Source organism: Streptomyces sp. AB3(2024) (assembly GCF_041862025.1).
Taxonomy (GTDB): Bacteria; Actinomycetota; Actinomycetes; order Streptomycetales; family Streptomycetaceae; genus Streptomyces.
Map to the genome: position 1 here is coordinate 16,436 of NZ_JBGWAB010000079.1, position 19,368 is coordinate 35,803.

At 74.3% G+C, this 19,368-nt stretch carries 20 protein-coding genes; 5 read left to right on the forward strand and 15 right to left on the reverse strand.

The window, feature by feature from the left end:
- The first annotated feature begins 70 nt into the window (after positions 1-70).
- Together ACEPPI_RS26350 and mltG are read left to right on the forward strand one after the other, a co-directional pair.
- Entirely contained in the window at positions 71-2,035 is a 1,965-nt protein-coding gene (locus ACEPPI_RS26350) for an ABC transporter ATP-binding protein (RefSeq protein WP_373917739.1), read from the forward strand.
- Positions 2,036-2,098: 63 nt separating this feature from the next.
- On the forward strand, positions 2,099-2,950 hold the full coding sequence (gene mltG / locus ACEPPI_RS26355) for an endolytic transglycosylase MltG (RefSeq protein WP_373917740.1): 852 nt from the start codon (positions 2,099-2,101) through the stop codon (positions 2,948-2,950).
- A gap of 55 nt (positions 2,951-3,005) precedes the next feature.
- Here the strand turns inward: mltG and ACEPPI_RS26360 are convergent, their stop codons facing one another.
- The 14 genes from ACEPPI_RS26360 to ACEPPI_RS26425 all read right to left on the reverse strand — a co-directional run bounded on the left by ACEPPI_RS26360 (position 3,006) and on the right by ACEPPI_RS26425 (position 14,780).
- Entirely contained in the window at positions 3,006-4,109 is a 1,104-nt protein-coding gene (locus ACEPPI_RS26360) for an FAD-dependent oxidoreductase (protein ID WP_373917741.1), read from the reverse strand.
- 7 nt (positions 4,110-4,116) lie between these two features.
- Positions 4,117-5,238 (reverse strand): LLM class flavin-dependent oxidoreductase, encoded by a 1,122-nt coding sequence (locus tag ACEPPI_RS26365; RefSeq protein WP_373917742.1) that lies wholly within the window; start codon positions 5,236-5,238, stop codon positions 4,117-4,119.
- A complete protein-coding gene (locus ACEPPI_RS26370) occupies positions 5,238-6,305 on the reverse strand; it encodes an ABC transporter substrate-binding protein (RefSeq protein WP_373917743.1) in 1,068 nt (355 codons plus the stop codon). The genes ACEPPI_RS26365 and ACEPPI_RS26370 overlap by 1 nt, the downstream gene beginning before the upstream one ends.
- 102 nt (positions 6,306-6,407) lie before the next feature.
- Entirely contained in the window at positions 6,408-7,130 is a 723-nt protein-coding gene (locus tag ACEPPI_RS26375; RefSeq protein ID WP_373917744.1) for an ABC transporter ATP-binding protein, read from the reverse strand.
- Positions 7,103-7,999 (reverse strand): ABC transporter permease, encoded by an 897-nt coding sequence (locus tag ACEPPI_RS26380; protein ID WP_373917745.1) that lies wholly within the window; start codon positions 7,997-7,999, stop codon positions 7,103-7,105. The genes ACEPPI_RS26375 and ACEPPI_RS26380 overlap by 28 nt, the downstream gene beginning before the upstream one ends.
- A 259-nt stretch (positions 8,000-8,258) precedes the next feature.
- Positions 8,259-8,342 (reverse strand): putative leader peptide, encoded by an 84-nt coding sequence (locus tag ACEPPI_RS26385; protein WP_313884353.1) that lies wholly within the window; start codon positions 8,340-8,342, stop codon positions 8,259-8,261.
- 193 nt (positions 8,343-8,535) lie between these two features.
- Positions 8,536-9,024, reverse strand: a complete 489-nt coding sequence (locus ACEPPI_RS26390; protein WP_373917746.1) for a hypothetical protein — start codon at positions 9,022-9,024, stop codon at positions 8,536-8,538.
- 17 nt (positions 9,025-9,041) lie between these two features.
- Positions 9,042-9,287, reverse strand: coding sequence for a hypothetical protein (locus ACEPPI_RS26395; RefSeq protein ID WP_373917747.1), 246 nt, complete (start codon positions 9,285-9,287; stop codon positions 9,042-9,044).
- Positions 9,288-9,436: 149 nt separating this feature from the next.
- Positions 9,437-10,114 carry an HAD family hydrolase gene (locus ACEPPI_RS26400; RefSeq protein WP_373917748.1) on the reverse strand — a complete coding sequence of 226 codons (678 nt, stop codon included), beginning with the start codon at positions 10,112-10,114 and terminating at the stop codon, positions 9,437-9,439.
- Between the two features lie 46 nt (positions 10,115-10,160).
- Positions 10,161-10,655: an Lrp/AsnC family transcriptional regulator gene (locus ACEPPI_RS26405; RefSeq protein WP_373917749.1), complete on the reverse strand. Its 495-nt coding sequence runs from the start codon at positions 10,653-10,655 to the stop codon at positions 10,161-10,163.
- A gap of 60 nt (positions 10,656-10,715) precedes the next feature.
- Positions 10,716-11,462, reverse strand: a complete 747-nt coding sequence (locus ACEPPI_RS26410) for a DUF1295 domain-containing protein (RefSeq protein WP_373917758.1) — start codon at positions 11,460-11,462, stop codon at positions 10,716-10,718.
- A gap of 56 nt (positions 11,463-11,518) precedes the next feature.
- The gene (locus ACEPPI_RS26415) at positions 11,519-12,796 is read right to left on the reverse strand and encodes a class I SAM-dependent methyltransferase (RefSeq protein WP_373917750.1); all 1,278 of its coding nucleotides are present in this window, start codon (positions 12,794-12,796) and stop codon (positions 11,519-11,521) included.
- Entirely contained in the window at positions 12,733-13,494 is a 762-nt protein-coding gene (locus tag ACEPPI_RS26420; RefSeq protein ID WP_373917751.1) for a DUF1365 domain-containing protein, read from the reverse strand. The genes ACEPPI_RS26415 and ACEPPI_RS26420 overlap by 64 nt, the downstream gene beginning before the upstream one ends.
- The gene (locus ACEPPI_RS26425; RefSeq protein ID WP_373917752.1) at positions 13,491-14,780 is read right to left on the reverse strand and encodes an NAD(P)/FAD-dependent oxidoreductase; all 1,290 of its coding nucleotides are present in this window, start codon (positions 14,778-14,780) and stop codon (positions 13,491-13,493) included. The genes ACEPPI_RS26420 and ACEPPI_RS26425 overlap by 4 nt, the downstream gene beginning before the upstream one ends.
- Before the next feature lie 278 nt (positions 14,781-15,058).
- Between ACEPPI_RS26425 and ACEPPI_RS26430 the strand changes: the two genes are divergently transcribed.
- The 3 genes from ACEPPI_RS26430 to ACEPPI_RS26440 are packed head-to-tail and all read left to right on the forward strand — an operon-like array spanning position 15,059 to position 19,136.
- Entirely contained in the window at positions 15,059-16,711 is a 1,653-nt protein-coding gene (locus ACEPPI_RS26430) for an SDR family oxidoreductase (RefSeq protein WP_373917753.1), read from the forward strand.
- Entirely contained in the window at positions 16,708-18,093 is a 1,386-nt protein-coding gene (locus tag ACEPPI_RS26435) for a deoxyribodipyrimidine photo-lyase (RefSeq protein ID WP_373917754.1), read from the forward strand. Before ACEPPI_RS26430 ends, ACEPPI_RS26435 begins: the two co-directional genes overlap by 4 nt.
- A 5-nt stretch (positions 18,094-18,098) precedes the next feature.
- A complete protein-coding gene (locus ACEPPI_RS26440) occupies positions 18,099-19,136 on the forward strand; it encodes a MerR family transcriptional regulator (RefSeq protein WP_373917755.1) in 1,038 nt (345 codons plus the stop codon).
- On the opposite strand, the gene ACEPPI_RS26445 is transcribed toward ACEPPI_RS26440, so the two are convergent.
- The coding region (locus ACEPPI_RS26445; RefSeq protein ID WP_373917756.1) for an RNA polymerase sigma factor at positions 19,036-19,368 on the reverse strand (333 nt) is incomplete at its 5' end. The genes ACEPPI_RS26440 and ACEPPI_RS26445 overlap by 101 nt on opposite strands.

Sequence of the window (19,368 nt, forward strand, 5' to 3'; positions counted from 1 at the left end):
AGGACCGGATTCATTGTGAGTATAGGTAACAATGAGCTATGCTCATCGGAGTCTCGTCAGAAGGAGGCCCATGCGCCCCGAAGAACCGAAGTGGACCCCATCGAACGAATCCCTCGACCCCACCCGTCCGGCTCCGGCGGACCGGCCTCGCGAGCTGCGGCGGATCCTCGGCCTCTTCCGCCCCTACCGCGGGCGCCTGGCCGTGGTCGGCGCCCTGGTCGGCGCCTCCTCACTGGTCGGCGTCGCCTCGCCGTTCCTGCTCAAGGCGATCCTGGACGTCGCGATCCCCGAGGGGCGTACGGGCCTGTTGAGCCTGCTCGCGCTGGGCATGATCCTCACGGCCGTCGTCACCAGCGTGTTCGGTGTGCTCCAGACCCTGATCTCCACCACCGTCGGCCAGCGCGTCATGCACGACCTGCGCACCGCCGTCTACGCCCAGCTCCAGCGGATGCCGCTGGCCTTCTTCACCCGCACCCGCACCGGCGAGGTGCAGTCCCGGATAGCCAACGACATCGGCGGCATGCAGGCGACGGTCACCTCGACGGCGACCTCGCTCGTGTCGAACCTGACCGCCGTCATCGCCTCGATCGTCGCCATGCTCGCGCTCGACTGGCGGCTCACGCTGGTCTCCCTGCTCCTGCTGCCGCTCTTCGTGTGGATCAGCCGCCGCGTGGGCCGCGAGCGCAAGAAGATCACCACGCAGCGTCAGAAGCAGATGGCGGCCATGGCGGCCATTGTCACCGAATCCCTCTCCGTGAGCGGCATTCTCCTCGGCCGCACCATGGGCCGGTCCGACTCCCTGACCAAGGCCTTCTCCGAGGAGTCCGAGAAGCTCGTCGGGCTGGAGGTGCGCTCCAGCATGGCCGGGCGCTGGCGGATGTCGACCATCGGCATCGTCATGGCCGCCATGCCCGCGCTCATCTACTGGGCCGCGGGCATCGCCATGCAGACCGGTGCGCCCTCGCTCTCCGTCGGCACCCTCGTCGCCTTCGTCACGCTCCAGCAGGGCCTGTTCCGGCCCGCCGTGAGCCTCCTGTCGACAGGTGTGCAGATCCAGACCTCGCTGGCGCTGTTCGCCCGGATCTTCGAGTACCTCGACCTGTCGGTGGACATCACCGAGCGCGAGGCTCCCGTGAGGCTGGACCGGGCGAAGGGTGAGATCCGTCTGGAGGACGTGCACTTCTCCTACGAGGCCAAGGACGGCCCGACCCTCACCGGCATCGACATCACCGTCCCGGCCGGCGGCTCCCTCGCCGTGGTGGGCCCGACCGGCTCGGGCAAGAGCACCCTCAGCTACCTGGTGCCCCGGCTCTACGACGTGACCGGCGGCCGGGTCGCCCTCGACGGGGTGGACGTGCGCGACCTCGACTTCGACTCGCTGGCCCGCTCCATAGGCGTGGTCTCCCAGGAGACCTACCTCTTCCACGCCTCCGTGGGGGACAACCTGCGCTTCGCCAAACCGGACGCCACCGACGAGGAGATCGCCGAGGCGGCGCGGGCGGCCCAGATCCACGACCACATCGAGTCCCTGCCCGACGGGTACGACACCCTGGTCGGCGAGCGCGGCTACCGCTTCTCCGGAGGTGAGAAGCAGCGGCTGGCCATCGCCCGTACGATCCTGCGCGATCCGCCGGTGCTCATCCTCGACGAGGCGACCAGCGCCCTCGACACCCGCACCGAGCACGCCGTGCAGCGGGCCATCGACAACCTCTCCCGGGGGCGCACCACCATCACCATCGCGCACCGGCTCTCCACCGTCCGGGACGCCGACCAGATCGTGGTCCTGGACGCCGGCCGGATCGCCGAGCGCGGCACGCACGAGGAACTGCTGGGGGCCGGAGGCCGCTACGCCGCGCTGGTCCGCCGGGACCGCGACGCGGCACAGGCGGCGCCCGGAGCGCGCGAGCCTGCCAAGGGCACGGGCACGGGCGCGGGCAGGTCTGAAGGCATGATCGAAAGCGCGACCGCGGGCACGGCCGAAGGAGTGGGCCGGGGACTGTCGGGGGAGCCGATGCCGGCTCCGGTGAACGTGTGATCATATGACTTGTTTGGGTGGGTAATGCCGTAAAGAGTGCGGTATGCGGTCTAGCGTGCCCGTATGCATGATGAGTACCGGCCGCCGCCACGCCGCTCCCGGCTGACCCGCCGGGGCCGCCTGGCGCTCTTCCTCGGCATGCTGCTCGGGCTCGGGGCAGCCGTTCTGATCCCGCTGCTGCCCCGCGAGGAACCGCCCGAGAAGCCGCGCCCGTTGCTGATCCCCGAAGGCTGGCGGGCCCCGCAGGTCTACGCCGCCATCGACCGCGAGCTCCGGCTCCCGGCCGGCGCCACGAAGAAGGCCGCCGCCGCGGCCGCACTGGCCCTGCCGGCGGAGGCCAAGGGCAACCCGGAGGGCTACCTCTTCCCAGCCACGTACCCGGTGACCTCGAAGTCCACCCCGACCGCGCTGCTCGCGTCCATGGTGGAGACGGCGAACCGGAACCTCGCCACGAAGGCCGTCGCCGACGGCGGCAAGGTGCACGGGATGACCCCGTACCAGACGGCCACCCTCGCCAGCATCATCGAGGCGGAGGTCCAGACCCCGGCGGACATGGGCAAGGTCGCGCGCGTCGTGCACAACCGGCTGGCGAAGTCGATGCCGCTCCAGATGGACTCCACCCTCAACTACGCGCTCAACCGCAGCACCCTCGACACCAAGCTGAGCGACACCCGGATCGACCACCCGTTCAACACCTACGAACGCCAGGGCCTGCCCCCCACTCCGATCGACAGCCCCGGACTGCGCGCCATGGCGGCGGCGGTCGCGCCGACCCCCGGCGACTGGCTGTTCTTCGTCACGGTGAAGCCGGGCGACACCCGCTTCTCGACCACCTACGAGGAGCACAAGAAGCACGTGGCGGAGTTCAACCGTCTCCGGGCGGCGGCGGGAGCGCCCGCGCCCCGGGGGTCCTGAGCACCGGGGCGCGGGGCCCCGGTGCGGCCTGCGTCCCGCGCAGCCGCACGGCTCCTCACCCGGCGCCGCCGACCCGCGGGCCGGCCGGCTCCCGGTCCAGCAGGCGGCGGATCTCGCGGACGGCGGTGGCGCCCGCACGGTTGGCGCCGATCGTCGAGGCCGACGGGCCGTAGCCCACCAGGTGGACGCGCTCGTCCCGTACGGCCCTGGTGCCCTCGACCCGGATGCCGCCGCCCGGCTCGCGCAGCCGCAGCGGGGCCAGATGGTCGACGGCGGCACGGAAGCCGGTGGCCCAGAGGATCACGTCGGCCTCCACCAGGCTGCCGTCCACCCAGGCGGCCCCGGAGGCGGTCAGGTGGTCGAAGACGGGCCGTCGCTCCAGGACCCCGGAGGCGATCCCCGCCCGGACGGCGTCGTTGAGGGGCAGGCCGGTCACACTGACCACGCTCTGCGGGGGCAGCCCGCGCCGGACGCGTTCCTCCACCAGTGCCACCGCCGCCCGGCCCTCGGCTTCCCCGAAGGTCCCCTCGCGGAACACGGGGGGCCGGCGCGTGACCCATGTGGTCTCCGCCGCCACCTCGGCGATCTCCAGCAGGTGCTGCACCGCCGAGGTGCCGCCGCCGACCACGATGACGCGGGCCCCGGCGAACTCCTGGGGCCCGGGGTAGTTGGCGGTGTGCAGCTGTCGGCCCCGGAACAGTTCCTGGCCCGGGTAGCGCGGCCAGAACGGCCGGTCCCAGGTGCCGGTGGCGTTGACCAGCGCCCGCGCCGACCAGGTGCCCGCCGTCGATTCGACGAGCAGCCGGCCGGCCGGGCCGTCGCCGGCGTCACGCACCGCCTTCACGTCCACGGGCCGGCGGACGCGCAGGCCGAAGCGCTCCTCGTACGCCGCGAAGTACGCGCCGATCACCTCGGACGAGGGCCGCAGTGGATCGGCGCCGACCAGTTCCATGCCGGGCAGGGCGTGCATCCCGTGGACCTTGCCGTAGGTGAGCGAGGGCCAGCGGAACTGCCAGGCGCCGCCCGGCCGCGGGGCGTGGTCCAGGACCACGTGCTCGATCCCCGCCCTGGCCAGGTGGTACGCGCCGGACAGGCCCGCCTGTCCGGCCCCGACGACCACCACGTCCACCTCTGCCGCGCCCCGCACCATTTCGTTCACGGTTCTACTAACTCGGGGCGGCCCCCCGCTCTTCCCCGCCCGCCAGCAGGCCCCGCGCCGACAGTTCCGGAGCGACCCCCTCGCCGAACCGGTACGCCTCTTCCAGGTGCGGGTACCCCGACAGGACGAAGTGCTCGATCCCGAGCGCGTGGTACTCCTCGATCCGGTCGGCCACGTCCCCGTGGCTGCCCACGAGGGCCGTACCCGCGCCGCCCCGGACCAGGCCGACGCCCGCCCACAGGTTGGGTGAGATCTCCAGACCGTCCCGCGAGCCGCCGTGCAGGGCCAGCATCCGCTGCTGCCCGACCGACTCGCTCACGCCCAGCAGCGACTGCGCGGTGGCGATGTCCTCGTCGGACAGGTCCCCCAGCAGCCGGTCGGCCGCCCCCCACGCCTCCTTCGCGGAATCCCGCGAAATGGTGTGCAGCCGGATGCCGAACCGCACCGTGCGCCCCCGCTCCTCGGCCAGCGAACGAATCCAGTCGATCTTCTCCTTCACCTGCTGCGGCGGTTCGCCCCATGTCAGGTACACATCGGCGTGCTCGGCGGCGACGGGCCCGGCCGCCGCCGAGGACCCGCCGAAGAAGATCTCCGGGAGCGGGTCGGGCGGCAGTGCCGTGAGCCCGCCGTCGATCCGGTAGTGCTCGCCGTGGAAGTCGTACGGCAGCCCGCCCCAGACCCCCCGGACGACCGACAGGAACTCGGCGGTGCGCTCGTAGCGGCGGTCGTGGTCGAGGTGGTCCCCGAACCGCCGCTGCTCGGACGAGTCCCCGCCCGTCACCACGTTCAGCAGCAGCCGCCCCCGCGTGATCCGCTGGTACGTCGCCGCCATCTGCGCGGCGAGCGTCGGCGAGATCACCCCCGGCCGGAAGGCGACCAGGAACTTCAGCCGCTCGGTGTGCTGCGCGAGGGCCACCGTGGTCAGCCAGGCGTCCTCGCACCAGGTCCCGGTCGGGGTCAGCACCGCCTCGAAGCCGAGCCGCTCGGCCGCCTTGGCGATCTGGGCGAGGTACTCGACATCCGGGGCGCGCACCCCGGCCGCGTCCTTGTTGTGGGCGTACGCGTGCCGGTCGACCAGGGTGCGTCCGTCCCCGCCGGTCGGCAGGAACCAGTGCAGGCGGACGGTCATCAGGTGTCCTTTCCGTACGTGCGCGGCTCGGTGGTGGAAGGCGGCAGGTCACGGTTGAACCGGGTGTCGACGAAGTCCTTGAAGACGACCTTGCCGGGGATCAGCCTGAGCTCGGTGAAGGTGTCGGCGATCTTCTGCTCGGAGGCCACGGCCGCGTCGTCCACGGCGACCGTGACCCGGGTGCCGCTGCTGCGCTTGACGGCGTCGAAGGCGACCTCGTACGGCAGGCCCGTCTCCTTCGCCCACACCTTCGCCCACTCCTGCGGATGCTTGAACACCCAGTCCTGGGCGCGCTGGAGCCGCTGGAGGTAGTCCGCGACGGCCTTGCTCTTGGACGGGTCCTCCAGCGCCGCCGGAGCCGCGACCTGGAAGCCGAGGCCGTTGACGACGCCCTCGCCGGTGGTGAGCACCCGCGCCCCGGTGCGCAGAACCTGGGAGGTGTACGGGTCCCAGACCGCCCACGCGTCCACCTTGCCGCTGTTGAAGGCGGCGAGCGCGTCCGCCGGCTGGAGCAGGGTGATCTGCACGTCGGAGGGCGCCAGGCCGGCCTTCTGGAGGGCGGAGATCAGCTGGAAGTGCGCCGAACTGCCCTGCGCCACAGCGATCTTCTTGCCACGCAGGTCGGCCGGGCTCTGGAGGGGGGAGTCCTTCGGTACGAGCACGGCCTCGCCCGCCGAGGAGCCGTGGGTGGCGCCCACCACGGCGATCTTCGACTTGGCGGCGGCGGCGAAGACCGGCGGGGTGTTGCCCACCCCGCCGATGTCGACGGCCTTGGCGTTGACCGCCTCCAGCAGCGGCGGGCCGGAGGTGAAGGTGGACCACTTGATGGTGTAGTCCACGTGCTCCAGTTCGCCGGCCGCCCGCAGCAGGGACTCGGCGCCGCCCTTCTGGTCGCCGACGTTGAGGGTGACCTTCGCTCCGCCCCCGGCCACGCCGTCGGCGAGGGCCGCGCCGCTGTCCGCGGCGGAGCTGCCGCCGCAGGCGGTCAGGACCAGCGACAGCGGGACCAGGGCGGCGAGCAGGGACAGGGGCAGGGGCAGGGGCAGGGACAGGGAGGCGCGTCTCATGTCGGTTCTCTTCGGTCTGTGGTGCGCGGGCATGCGCAGGGTGGGCGGGGGAGGGTGCCAGTGGTGGAGGAGGGGAGGAGAGGGGAGGGGCGGGTGCGGCGGTCAGCCGACGCCGAGTTCGGTGAGCAGCCGGGCCCGCAGGTCCGCGCACCCCGGATCACCGGCCGAACGCGGCCGGTCCAGCGAGACCCGGACGTCACAGGCGATCCGGCCCTCGTCCATCACCAGTACCCGGTCGGCCAGCAGCACGGCCTCGTCCACGTCGTGCGTGACCAGCAGCACCGCGCAGCCGCGCCGCTGCCACAGTTCGGCCACCAGCCGCTGTGCCTTGATGCGGGTCAGCGCGTCCAGCGCGCCGAACGGCTCGTCCAGCAGCAGCAGATCGGGCTCGCGCACCAGGGCGCGGGCCAGCGAGGCCCGCTGCGCCTCGCCGCCCGACAGGGTCTTGGGCCAGGCGTCGACCAGGTGCTCCAGACCCACCTCGGCCAAGGCCCTTTCGGCCCGCTCCCGTTCGGGCCGGCCCGGCAGCCCGAGCAGTACGTTGCGCCAGACCCGCTTCCACGGCATCAGCCGGGGCGCCTGGAAGGCCACCGCCCGCCGCTGCGGCACCAGTACCTCGCCCTCGATCTCCCGGTCCAGGCCGGCCAGGATCCGCAGCAGGGTCGACTTCCCGCAGCCGCTGCGCCCCAGCAGTACCGTGAACTCCGCAACCCGCAGGGTCAGATCGAGCCCGTCGATGACGGCCCGCCCGTCAAAGGAGCGGGTCAGGGCCCGCACGCTCACGGCGGTCCGCGGGATCACTGTCCCGTGAAGGTCGGTCGCCATTGCAGAAGCAGCCTTTCGAGAGCGCGGACGACGAGGTCGGCGGTGAGGCCGAGGAAGGCGTAGACGACGAGGCAGACGACGATCACGTCGGTACGGAAGAACTCGCGCGCCTGGTTCATCAGGAACCCGATGCCGGCGTCGGCGTTGATGGACTCCCCGAAGACGAGGGCCAGCCAGGCCGTGGCGAGCGAGTAGCGCAGCCCGGTCATGAACCCGGGCAGCGCGCCCGGCAGCACCACGTGCCGGACCAGTCCCCACCGGCCGAGCCCCAGGGACCCGCCCGCCTCGATGAGTTGCTCGTCCACGCCGCGGATCCCCGCGTACACGTTGAGGTAGAGGTGGAAGGCGGTGCCCAGTGCGATCAGCGCGACCTTGGGGGCCTCGCCGATGCCCATCCAGATGATGAACAGCGGGATGAGACCGACCCAGGGGACGGTGCGCAGCATCTGCACGCTCGCGTCGATCAGGTCCTCGCCGAGCCGCGACAGCCCGGACAGCAGGGCGAGCGCCGTGCCCGCCGTCCCGCCGATCAGCAGCCCGATCGCCACGCGCTGCAGGGAGATCCCCATCGCGGCCGGCAGGGTCCCGTCCCCGATCAGGCCGGCGCCGGCGGCGGCGATCCTCGCCGGCGGGGCGAGGGCGTCGGCGGGCAGCACCCCGAAGGTGCCGGCCAGCTGCCACAGCGCGAGCAGGAGCAGCGGTCCGGCGGTCCGGCGCGCCCAGCGGGGCACGGACCTGCGGCGCGCCGAGGACGGGGTGACGGGGACGAGCGCGGGGGAGGTGGCGGCGCTGTCCCCGGCGGGGGACGGCTCGTCCGGAAGGGATCCCGCTACGGGGGACATGTCGGGCGGCGCATGGCCGATGCTCATCGGGGCTCCACGGAAGGGGAGTGTCGGGGGAGGCGCGCGCACCCCCCGGCCCGGGCGCCCGTCCCCGGCCGCCCGCCGGTGCGGCGGACTGGGTCGGGCAGGGCAGGGCTGGGCCGGGCAGGGCTGGGCCGGGCAGGGCCGGGCAGGGCTGAGCCGGGCAGGGCCGGGCAGGGCTACGGGACCGGTGCGGCGGGGAAGTCCGGGGTGCGCGGCGGCCGAGCGCGGGGCGCTCGTGACGCGGAAGGGGGGTGAAAGGGCGTCAGCGGCCGCGACGACACGCGGCGGAGGCCACCCGCAACAGGTCGATGTGACCGCGCGTGGTGAGGAGGGCTGAACGCAACATGCGGCAGAACGTAGCCACCCGGCCGACGACGGGTCAATGGTGTCTCGCCATCTGGACGCCCCGTCTCCGATGCCGGAACGGGGCGTGACGCGCGAAGCCCCCGTGCGGCGGCGGGGGAACGTCGCCGCCGCACGGGGGCGTCACATCGGGTCACGCGCGGTGCGCCGCCGTGCCGTTCCGGGTGCGCCGGAGGTCAGGCGGAATCCGCTATCCAGGCGGCCAGTTGCTCCGGTGTCGTGGACGGGTCCGCCACCAGGGTGGCGAGTTCGTCCTCCCGGAAGGTGGCCGTGGTGACGGCCGGGCAGCGGTGGCAGGCGGCCACCCCGGACTGCTGCCACCACTGGCACCGCGTACGCAGGTGGCACCGCGGGACCACACGGGTGTCCGTCGTGGCCGAGGGCAGGGTCAGTACCCGCTCCACCAGGGAGCAGTCGTCGCCCCGCCGGTTGGCGCAGGCGGAGACGCAGTGCGAGGCGAAGCGCAGGACCCGGGTCGGCTCGATCCCCTCGGGAAGGGTGCCGAGCACCTCGGACGCCGGGACCGGATCGGCGAGGTAGACCACCTGGCCGTCGGCCGCCGAACGCACGCCGAGGACCACGGACTCGGGGGCCCGGGCCTCGCCGCTCGGGCACCAGGTCGCCGGTGCCGTCGCCGGTGCCGTCGCCCTCTGGTCGCTTCCCACGGTGCTCACCCGTCCCGTCAGCCGTCGACGGCGTCGCTCGACGCCAGGACCTCACGCCCGACGGGGTCGCCGAGGGTGCCCTGGAGTCCGAGGGCCTGCTCCCGCTCCACCGCCCGCGCGAGGTTCTGGTGCAGCTGCTCCACGGAGGTGATGCGCGCACCGCCCGGAGCCGCGTTCGCCGTGCCGACCGAGGTCATCGCGATCCCCGCCGCCATCACGACCGCGGCGCCGCCGGCCGCCAGTTTGTTCCGGTTCATTTCCATCGAGCCCTCTCCTGGTCCGGGCGGCGTGCTCTCCCGCCGCCGAGGGCCCGAGCGTAGGAGCGGCGGGCGGGCCGAGGGGGCAGTTCCCTGGGGCAGTTCAGGCCGTTTTTCGACCCCGGAGCCGGGGTCCGGGAGGGCGGGGGAGGGGCTCAGGCGGACGTGCGGGAGAGCAGCCACGCGTGGGCCTTCTCCGCGCTGAACTCCCGCTGCCCGCCCGCGAAGAGCAGGCCCGCGCCGGCGAAGGCCGGATCGGCGGCGGTGTCCGGAACGTAGGGGATCGCCAGGCAGTCCATGCCGGCGGCGTGCGCGGCCAGGGCGCCCGGCGCCGCGTCCTCCACGACCACGCAGTCGGCCGGCGCGGCGCCGAGCCGGCGGGCCGCCTCCTGGAACACGTCCGGAGCGGGCTTGCCCCGCGCGACCTCCTCGGCCGAGACCACCGTGGTCAGCAGTGAGTCCAGCCCGGTGCCCGCCAGTACCGCGTCGATCGCCTCGCGCGAGGAGCCGGAGGCCACCGCCATCGGTACGCCCCGCGCGTGCAGCAGCTCCACGAACCTCCGCATCTCCGGGAAGGTCTCGGTACGGGCACGGGCCAGCTCCAGGTAGGCGGCGTTCTGCTCCGCGAGCAGCTGCTCCACCGGGGCGTCGAGCCCGTGGCGTCCCTTGAGGATCTCCAGTGTCTCCAGGGTGCCGATACCGATGAAGCGGGCGTGCTGCTCCCAGGTGAAATCGGGGACCCCGTGACGCTCCAGGGTGAGGCGGCCCGACTCGTAGTAGTTCGGCTCGCTGTCCACGAGGGTGCCATCGAGATCGAATATGACGGAGATCATCCGTTCCGCCCGTACTGTCCGTCGCGTACCTGTCCAGGCCATCTTGTCAGAGTTTGCGGGCCGCTCGTCCCGCCGCCTCCCGGCCCACGGACTCCACCAGCGGCAGCAGCCGGTGGGCCACCCGCTCGCGCAGGGCCACCTCGGTACGGGTGCGGACCACCCCCGGCAGCCGGATCAGCCGCTGGATCACGTCCTCCAGATGGGCGTTGTCCCGGGCCGCCACGCGGGTCAGCAGGTCCCCGCCACCGGTGATCGAGAACGCCTCGATGATCTCCGGGACGGCGGCGAGCGCGTCGCCGACCTCGTCCAGGTGCCCCTGGGTGACCTCGATGTGCACGAAGGCCAGGACGGGGTGGCCCAGTGCGGCGGGCGAGAGCGCGGGGCCGGTTCCGGTGATCACCCCGGTCCGCTCCAGCCGGTCCAGCCGGGCCTGGAGGGTGCCGCGGGCCACCCCGAGGATCCGGGCGTACTCGCGGACGCTGGTGCGCGGCTGCTCGATCAGCAGGCGCAGGATCAGGGTGTCGAGTTCGTCCACCGCCATGGCAGGACTGTACCAATGGCCCGGGATCACCCCTTTCCGGCGCGACCGTGATCCCGGACGTCACCCCCGCTTCGGCGGCCACGGCAGGAACCCGCTCGTGCGGGCCCGGTACGCGGCGTAGCCCGGCCGGTCGGCCATGTGACGCTCCAGCAGCCGCTTCCCGCTTCCCGCGATCAGCAGGTACGACATCACCAGCGGGGACACGAGGGACACCGCGGCCGCCTGCGCCGACCCGCACGCGATCAGGAAGAGACCCCACCAGACGCAGAAGTCGCCGAAGTAGTTCGGATGCCGGGTCCACGACCACAGCCCCCGGTCCATGATCCGGCCCCGGTTCGCGGGATCCGCGGTGAACCGGGCCAGCTGGTGGTCGCCCACCGCCTCGAAGGCGATCCCGCAGAGCCACAGCACGCTCCCCGCCACCGCGAGGCCGGCCGGCAGGCCCGGGCCGCCCGCCCCGCCCTCGACGTACGCACCCGCCTGCACCGGCAGCGACACCAGCCACACCAGCGCCGCCTGCAACAGGTACACCATCCGCAGGGCGTAGAGGTTCCGGTTCCCCGGGGCCCGCGCCAGCATCCGCTCGTACCGGGGGTCCTCCCCGCGCCCCCGCCCCCGCCACGCGATGTGCCCGGCCAGCCGCAGCCCCCACACCACCGTGAGCGCCGTCAGCAGCAGTCCGCGCCCGCCGCCCCCGCCCGACATCCCGTACGTGGCCACCGCGACGGCGGCGAAGCCCAGGCCCCACGCCACGTCCACGACCCGGTGGACGCCCCCCAGCACCCCCACCGCGAACGCGAGCAGCATGACGCCCAGGGCCGCGCCCGCCGCCACGGCCAGGTTGACCCCGAAGGGACCCCAGTTCACCGTCCGCCGCCTTCCCCGCCCGTGAGCAGGAACTGGTGGACGTCCAGGTACCCGGAGGCGAACCCGGCCTCGCAGTAGGCGAGGTAGAAGGTCCACATCCGCCGGAAGCGCTCGTCGAAGCCGAGTTCCGCCACCCGCTCGGAGCGCTCCGCGAACCGTTCCCGCCACAGCCGCAGGGTCTGCGCGTAGTGGGCCCCGTAACCCTCGCACCGTACGACCCGCAGCCCGGTGTGCGCCCGCGCCATTTCCTCCACCGCCCGCACCGAGGGCAGCATCCCGCCGGGGAAGATGTACTTCTGGATCCAGGTGTACGTGTCCTTCGTGGCCAGCATCCGCTCGTGCGGCATGGTGATCGCCTGGAGCGCCACCCGACCACCCGGCTCCAGCAGGCGGTCCAGCGCACGGAAGTACACCGGCCAGTACTCGACGCCGACCGCCTCGATCATCTCCACGCTGACGATGGCGTCGTACCAGCCGTGCGCGTCGCGGTAGTCGCACAGCCGCACCTCCACCCGGTCCGCGACACCCGCCGCCGCGATCCGCCGCAGCGCGAGCTCCCGCTGCTCCCCCGAGAGCGTCAGGGTCACCACGCGGGCCCCGCGCCGGGCCGCCCGGAGCGCGAGTTCGCCCCAGCCCGTGCCGATCTCCAGCAGCCGGGTGTCCGGGCCCACACCGGCCAGGTCCAGCAGCATGTCGATCTTCCGGTGCTGGGCGGCGGGGAGCTCGGCCGCCGTGGCGGGCAGGGCGCGGAACACCGCCGAGGAGTACGTCATCGTCGGGTCGAGGAACTGGGCGAACAGGTCGTTGGACAGGTCGTAGTGCCACTCGATGTTGGTGCGGGAACCGGCCCGCGTGTTGCGCCGCTCCACCGGCTGCCGGGCGGCCCACAGCCCCCGCAGCCGCTGGAGCGGAGCCGGGACCAGCGCGGAGACGTGCCCGGCCAGGACGGTCAGCACCGCGACGGGATCGCGGGCGTCCCACTCCCCGGCGACGTACGACTCGCCGAACCCGATCAGCCCCTCGGCGGTGATCCGGCGTTCGAAGGCGGCCGGGTCGTGGACCGCCATCGCCGGACCCCCCTGCCCCAGAAGTCCCTCGGGCCCCATCTTCACCTGGAGCGGGAGCCGGTCCAGCGCCCGGCGGATGATCATCCGGCCCACGGCCGCCCTCGTCCGGGAACACGGCGGCACCTCCGGAAGCGTCGTCAGCGTCACTTCACACCCTCCTGGGGTACGTGGCGGGGCCGCGGCAGCACGGGCAGCCCGCGCAGCCACAGCCGGACGCCGTGGAAACGGATGCCCACCGCCACCGCGGCCGTGGGCCAGGGACGGCGCACCAGGGCGCGCAGCAGGCCGCGCGCACCCGCGCGGCGGCGCCGGCCGCGCACGGTCGCCGTCAGCCGGGCGCCGTCGGCCCCGCCCGCCAGCCGGACGGTCAGGTCGAGGCGTTCGCCCGGCTCGGGCAGTCGCATCCGGTAGTCCCCGTCCACCTCCAGGAAGGGGGAGACGTGGAACTCCTTGGGGACGCGGGCCTCCTGGGCGGCCTCCGGGCCCAGGAGGTAGCAGTGCCGCTCCCCGTACGTGTTGTGCACCTCGGCGACGATCTGCCGCAGCGCCCCGTCCGGGCCGTGGCACCAGTACACCGAGAGCGGGTTGAAGACGTACCCGAACACCCGGGCGTGCGCCAGCATCAGCACCCTCGACCCCGGCGGCAGAGCCGCCCCGCGCGCCGCGAGGAAGCCGTCCAGGCCGGCCCGGATCGAGGGGAGGCCGCCGCCGAAGTGGTCCCGCGCGTCGAACCGGGCCAGCGCCCGCAGCGGCGGGGGCAGCACGGGCAGCGCGTCCAGGTCCACGAGCCACAGGAAGGTGCGGTGGCGCAGGGCGTAGCGGTGCCCGCCGGTGCGCACGTGCCGGACGTCGGCCTCGTACAGCGCGCCGCCCGCCGCCCGGGGCGCGCGCGGCCCGCCCGTCACCACTCCACCCCCAGCGCGGCGGCGGCCGCCACGCCCGAACGGCAGCCGTCCTCGTGGAAACCCCAGCCGTGGTACGCCCCCGCGAAGGCCGTCACCGGCCCCGACAGCTCGGGCAGCCGCCGCTGCGCCGCCACCGAATCCGGCGTGTACAGCGGGTGTTCGTAGTCCATCTCCGCCACCACCCGCTCCGGCCGCACCCGCCCGGTCCCGGCGTTCAGCGTGACCACGTACGGTTCCGGGGCCGCCAGCCCCTGGAGCCGGTCCATGTCGTAGCTGACCTGCACCGGAGCCTCCCCGGCCGGCCGACAGCCGGACAGCCGGTAGTTCCAGCAGCCCCGCGCCCCCGCCGCGCGCGGCAGCACGGAGTCGTCGGTGTGCAGCACCGTGCGGTTGCGGGAGTAGCGGAAGGCCCCGAGCACCGCCAGCTCGGCCTCGGTGGGATCGGCCAGCATGCGCAGCGCCTGGTCGGCGTGGACGGCGACCACCACCGAGTCGTACGCGGCCGACGCCCCGTCGGCGGTGGTGAGCCAGACCCCGCCCGGGGTGCGGGCCAGGGACCGCACCCGGACGCCGCTGCGGACCGCGCCCGGACCCAGCGCCTCGCGGACCCGCTCCACGTACCGCGCCGAACCGCCCTCGACCGTACGCCAGCGCGGCGAGCCGCCGACCGACAGCATGCCGTGGTGGGAGAGGAACCGGAACAGGTAGCGGGCCGGATGCGCGAGCGCCCCGCCCGGCGGGCAGGACCACACCGAGGCCACCAGCGGGATCGCGAAGTGCCCGGTGAAGTACGCTCCGAAGCCGCCCCGTTCCAGGAACTCGCCCAGCGTCGGCTCCGGTCCGGCCCCGGGCGGCGTGGCCAGCAGCCGCCGGGCCCGCCGGTGGAAGACCGGCACCTGGGCCAGCATCCGCAGGTAGGCGGGCCGCAGCGCGCTCCCGGGCCGGGCGAACAACCCCCTCGGCCCGCGCGCCCCCGCGTACTCCAGCCCACAGCCCTCGCAGTGCACCGACAGGCTCATGGTCGTGGGACGGGTGGCCACTCCCAGCTCGCCGAAGAGCCGCAGCAGGTGCGGGTAGGTGCGGTCGTTGTGGACGATGAAACCGGAATCGACACCCCGGACCAGGCCGTCGGGGCCCTTCACCGGATGGGTGTGGGCATGCCCGCCCAGCCGGTCGTCGGCCTCGTACAGGGTCACCGCATGGCTCCTGGCCAGCACGTACGCCGCCGTCAGCCCGGACACGCCCCCGCCGATCACGGCCGTGCGCGGTCGTCCTCGCTCGGTCATCTCGCTCCCTCCTTCACGCTCACTTCGGAGCCGGAGGGGGTGTCGGATGTGTCGTGGGGCGAAACCGTACGGGGGAAGGCAGGCTGGGTCCCGTACACGCCGCCCCCGGAACGCCGAAGCGTCACCGACGCCTCACCGTGAGGCGTCACCGTCCGGGAGGGCCCCGCCGGGGCCGGGCCCCGCCGCATCCGAAAGCGCCGGTCCGCCCGAATCCCCTACGGGCCCGTCAGGGGCCCGGGGGCGGCCGAAGGCGGGGGAACGACGAGCGGAGACAGCCCATGACAGGCCCGCACTGCCTGGTCACCGGGGCCACCGGCTACATCGGCGGCCGCCTGGTGCCCGAACTCCTCGACACCGGACACCGCGTCCGCTGCCTGGCCCGTTCCCCGGAGCGGCTGCGCGACCACCCCTGGGTCGGCCGCGCCGAAGTGGTGCGCGGGGACGTCACCGACCCCGCCTCGCTGGCGGCGGCCCTGCGCGGCATCGACGTCGCCTACTACCTCGTCCACGCCCTCGGCACCGGCCACGGCTTCGAGGACCGCGACCGCGCCGCCGCCCGGATCTTCGCCGAAGAGGCCCGCGCGGCCGGAGTCCGCCGGATCGTCTACCTCGGCGGCCTCGTCCCCGCGGACGTCCCCCGCGAAGCGCTCTCCCCGCACCTGCGCTCGCGCGCCGAGGTCGGTGAGATCCTCCTCGCCTCCGGGGTGCCCACCACCGTCCTGCGCGCCGCCGTCATCATCGGCTCGGGCTCCGCCTCCTTCGAGATGCTGCGCTACCTCACCGAGCGGCTGCCCGTCATGGTCACCCCCAGCTGGGTCGGCACCCGCATCCAGCCCATCGCCGTCCGCGACGTCCTGCGCTACCTCGTCGGCAGCGCCGCCATGCCCCCCGAGGTCAGCCGCTCCTTCGACATCGGCGGACCGGACGTGGTCACGTACGAGGAGATGATGCGCCGCTACGCCGCCGTGGCGCGGCTGCCCCGACGGCTCATCGTGCGCGTCCCCATGCTCACGCCGCGGCTCTCCAGCCACTGGATCGGCCTCGTCACCCCCGTCCCGCGCTCGCTCGCCCGGCCGCTCGCCGAATCCCTGCGCCACGAGGTGGTCTGCGACGAGCACGACATCGCCGCGTACGTCCCCGACCCGCCCGGCTCCCCGATCGGCTTCGACCGGGCCCTCGCGCTGGCCCTCCAACGGGTGCGCGAGGCCAAGGTCACCACCCGCTGGTCCTCCGCCTCCCTGCCCGGCGCGCCCAGCGACCCGCTGCCCACCGACCCCGACTGGGCGGGCGGCAGCCTCTACACCGACGAGCGGGAACTGCCCGTCGACGCCCCGCCGGACGCGCTGTGGCGGGTGGTGGAGGGCATCGGCGGGGAGAACGGCTGGTACTCCTTCCCCCTGGCCTGGGCCGTACGGGGCTGGCTGGACCGGCTCGTCGGAGGAGTCGGCATCCGGCGCGGGCGCCGCGACGCCGCCCGGCTGCGGGTGGGCGACTCCCTCGACTTCTGGCGGGTCGAGGAGATCGAAGCGGGCCGTCTGCTGCGCCTGCGCGCCGAGATGCGCCTGCCGGGGCTGGCCTGGCTGGAGCTGTACGCCGACCCCCGCGCCTCCAGCCCTTCCGCGGACCCCGGCCCCTCCACGGACCCCGCCCCGCCGCGCGCCCTGTACCGGCAGCGGGCCCTGTTCCACCCGCACGGGCTGCTCGGACACCTGTACTGGTGGAGCGTGTCCCCCTTCCACGCCGTCGTCTTCGGCGGCATGGCCCGCAACATCGCCGGCGCCGCCGAACGGGCCGCATCGGGATCCGGGCCCGCGCCGTCCCCCGCTCCCGGGTCCGCTCCACCCCCCGCCCCCGCATCCGGAACGGGCCCCCGCGCCGAAGAACCCCCGACAACCGATGCCCACAGCCCTGACGCGGAGCCGAGAGCATGAACACCGCCGTGGTCCTGTACACGTCCGACCTGCGCCTGCACGACCATCCACCCCTGCGGGCCGCCCTCTCCTGCGGCGACCGGGTCGTCCCGCTCTTCGTCCGCGACCGCGCCATCGAGGACTCCGCCTTCGCCGCGCCCAACCGGCTCGCCTTCCTCGCCGACTGCCTCGCCGACCTCGACGCCGCCCTGCGCGACAGAGGAGGCCGCCTCCTACTGCGCTCCGGGGACGTCGTCGCCGAGGTCTGCGCCCTGGTCCAGGAGGCAGACGCCGACGAGGTGCACATGGCCGCCGGGGTCAGCGGCTACGCCCACGCCCGCGAGGAACGCCTGCGCGAGGCCCTCGAAGCCCAGGGCCGACGGCTCTACGTCCACGACACCGTGGTCACCGCGGTGGCCCCGGGGGCGGTGCTGCCCTCCGGCTCCGGAGCCGACCACTTCGCCGTCTTCACGCCCTACCTGCGCCGCTGGACGGAACTGCCCCTCAGGCCGGCGGAGCCCGCGCCCCGCACCGTACGGGTCCCCGAAGACCTCGGCTCCGAGCCGCTGCCCCGCCGCTCCGCCGTCACCGGCACCTCCCCGGGCCTCGCCCGCGGCGGCGAGACCGAGGCCCGCCGGCTGCTGACCAACTGGCTGCGCTCGGGCATCACCCGCTACGAGGACACCCACGACGACCTCGCCGGCGACGCCACCTCGAAGCTCTCCCCGCACCTGCACTTCGGCACCCTCTCGCCCACCGAGGCCGTCCACCGCGCCCGCGCCGCCGGCGGCCCCGGAGCCGAGGCCTTCGTCCGCCAGCTGTGCTGGCGCGACTTCCACCACCAGGTCCTCGCCGCCCGCCCCGAGACCGCGGCCGAGGACTACCGGGCCCGCCAGGACCGCTGGCGCACCGGCCCCGACGCCGAGGAGGAGCTCCAGGCCTGGAAGGACGGCCGCACCGGCTACCCCGTCGTCGACGCGGCCATGCGCCAGCTGTGCCACGAGGGCTGGATGCACAACCGGGGCCGCCTGCTGGCCGCCAGCTTCCTCGCCAAGACCCTCTACGTGGACTGGCGCACCGGCGCCCGCCACTTCATGGACCTCCTCGTCGACGGGGACGTGGCCAACAACCAGCTCAACTGGCAGTGGGTGGCCGGCACCGGCACCGACACCCGCCCCAACCGGGTCCTCAACCCCGTCCGCCAGGGCCTGCGCTACGACCCCGAGGGCCGCTACGTCCACCGCTGGGTGCCCGAACTCGCCGGCCTGCCCGCGCCCCGCGTCCACGAGCCCTGGCGGCTGCCCGGCCTGGAACGGGCCCGCTTCGACTACCCGGACCCCGTCGTGGACCTCGCCGACGGCCTCGGCCGCTTCCGCCAGGGGCGGCCCGGCACCGTATCGTGAGCCGGGTGGACCCCGTGCCGGCCCCCGTGCCGCCGCCCCCCGAACCCGCCCTGAGCACGGGCGCCGTCGCCCGCCGCCTGGGGGTTTCGCCGACCACCCTGCGCTCCTGGGAACGCCGCTACGCCATCGGCCCGGCCCGCCGCGAGGACGGCCGGCACCGCCGCTGGACCCCCGAGGACATCGCCCGCCTCGACGAGATGTGCCGGCTCACCGCTCGGGGCGTGCCCCCGTCCGAGGCGGCGCGGGCCGCGCTCGGCGAAGCACCCGCCACCCGCGCGGGGGAGGGGGCGGCGGCCGTGACGCCGGGCGGGCCCGGGGCCCTCCCCCTCGGGGAGGTGCGGCCGGAGGCCAGGGGGCTCGCGCGGGCCGCCGTACGCCTGGACGCGCCGGCGGTGGCGGACCTGCTGGAGGCCGCCGTCGCGGAACACGGCCCGGTCACCGCGTGGGAGGAGATCATCGCGCCGACCCTGCACGCCGTGGGCCGCAAATGGGCCTCGGCGGGGGAGCGGTACGTCGAGGTGGAGCACCTGCTGTCCTGGCACGTCTCCGCGGCCCTGCACCGGGTGCGTCCCGCCCCCGAGCGGTCGCACGCGCCCCCGGTGCTCCTCGCCTGCGCGCCCGGGGAACTGCACAGCCTGCCGATCGAGGCACTGGCCGCCGCGCTCGGGGAACTGGGCGTGCCGGTACGGATGTTCGGCCCGGCCCTGCCCGCCGAGGCGCTGCGGGACGCGGTACGGCGTACGGGGCCCTGTGCGGCCGTGCTCTGGTCGCAGTCCCGAGCGACGGCGGACCGGGCCCTGGCCCGTTCGGTGGCCGGCATCGCGTGGGGGCCGCCCGGGGCGCGCGGTCAGTCGGCGCTGCTGCTGGCCGGGCCCGGCTGGGACGGGCCGCATCCGCAGCCGCGCACCGAGCGGCTGTTCGGGCTGCGTTCGGGCGTCGCCGTCATCGCGGCGCTGGCAGCCGGGCCGGGACCGGGGCAGGGGGCCGGTCGGGGTCCAGCGCCTGCCGCAGGACGCGCAGCGCCCGCCGCATGTGGCTCTTGACGGTGCCCAGCGGGAGCCCGGTGCGGGCGGCGATCTGGCTCTGGCTGAGGTCGGCGTAGAACGCCAGCCACAGCACGTGCCGCTGCGCCGACGGCAGCCGGGCCAGTTCCCCGGCCACCAGCAGCCGGTCCAGGGCCTGTTCCGGGCCGGGCCAGCCGGCCGAGCCGTGCGTGCCGGGGTGCGGGCCGAGCGGGTGCGGGCCGCCGGCGAGGCCGACGGCGGCGGCCGCCAC

Excerpts from the sequence above, each read along its gene's own strand:
- mltG (WP_373917740.1), top strand. The coding sequence starts at position 2,099 with ATGCATGATGAGTACCGGCCGCCGCCACGCCGCTCCCGGCTGACCCGC.
- ACEPPI_RS26365 (WP_373917742.1), bottom strand. The coding sequence starts at position 5,238 with ATGACCGTCCGCCTGCACTGGTTCCTGCCGACCGGCGGGGACGGACGC.
- ACEPPI_RS26435 (WP_373917754.1), top strand. The coding sequence starts at position 16,708 with ATGAACACCGCCGTGGTCCTGTACACGTCCGACCTGCGCCTGCACGAC.
- ACEPPI_RS26425 (WP_373917752.1), bottom strand. The coding sequence starts at position 14,780 with ATGACCGAGCGAGGACGACCGCGCACGGCCGTGATCGGCGGGGGCGTG.
- ACEPPI_RS26350 (WP_373917739.1), top strand. The coding sequence starts at position 71 with ATGCGCCCCGAAGAACCGAAGTGGACCCCATCGAACGAATCCCTCGAC.
- ACEPPI_RS26400 (WP_373917748.1), bottom strand. The coding sequence starts at position 10,114 with ATGATCTCCGTCATATTCGATCTCGATGGCACCCTCGTGGACAGCGAG.
- ACEPPI_RS26370 (WP_373917743.1), bottom strand. The coding sequence starts at position 6,305 with ATGAGACGCGCCTCCCTGTCCCTGCCCCTGCCCCTGCCCCTGTCCCTG.
- ACEPPI_RS26430 (WP_373917753.1), top strand. The coding sequence starts at position 15,059 with ATGACAGGCCCGCACTGCCTGGTCACCGGGGCCACCGGCTACATCGGC.
- ACEPPI_RS26395 (WP_373917747.1), bottom strand. The coding sequence starts at position 9,287 with ATGGAAATGAACCGGAACAAACTGGCGGCCGGCGGCGCCGCGGTCGTG.
- ACEPPI_RS26385 (WP_313884353.1), bottom strand. The coding sequence starts at position 8,342 with ATGTTGCGTTCAGCCCTCCTCACCACGCGCGGTCACATCGACCTGTTG.
- ACEPPI_RS26380 (WP_373917745.1), bottom strand. The coding sequence starts at position 7,999 with ATGAGCATCGGCCATGCGCCGCCCGACATGTCCCCCGTAGCGGGATCC.
- ACEPPI_RS26375 (WP_373917744.1), bottom strand. The coding sequence starts at position 7,130 with ATGGCGACCGACCTTCACGGGACAGTGATCCCGCGGACCGCCGTGAGC.
- ACEPPI_RS26410 (WP_373917758.1), bottom strand. The coding sequence starts at position 11,462 with ATGCTGCTCGCGTTCGCGGTGGGGGTGCTGGGGGGCGTCCACCGGGTC.
- ACEPPI_RS26405 (WP_373917749.1), bottom strand. The coding sequence starts at position 10,655 with ATGGCGGTGGACGAACTCGACACCCTGATCCTGCGCCTGCTGATCGAG.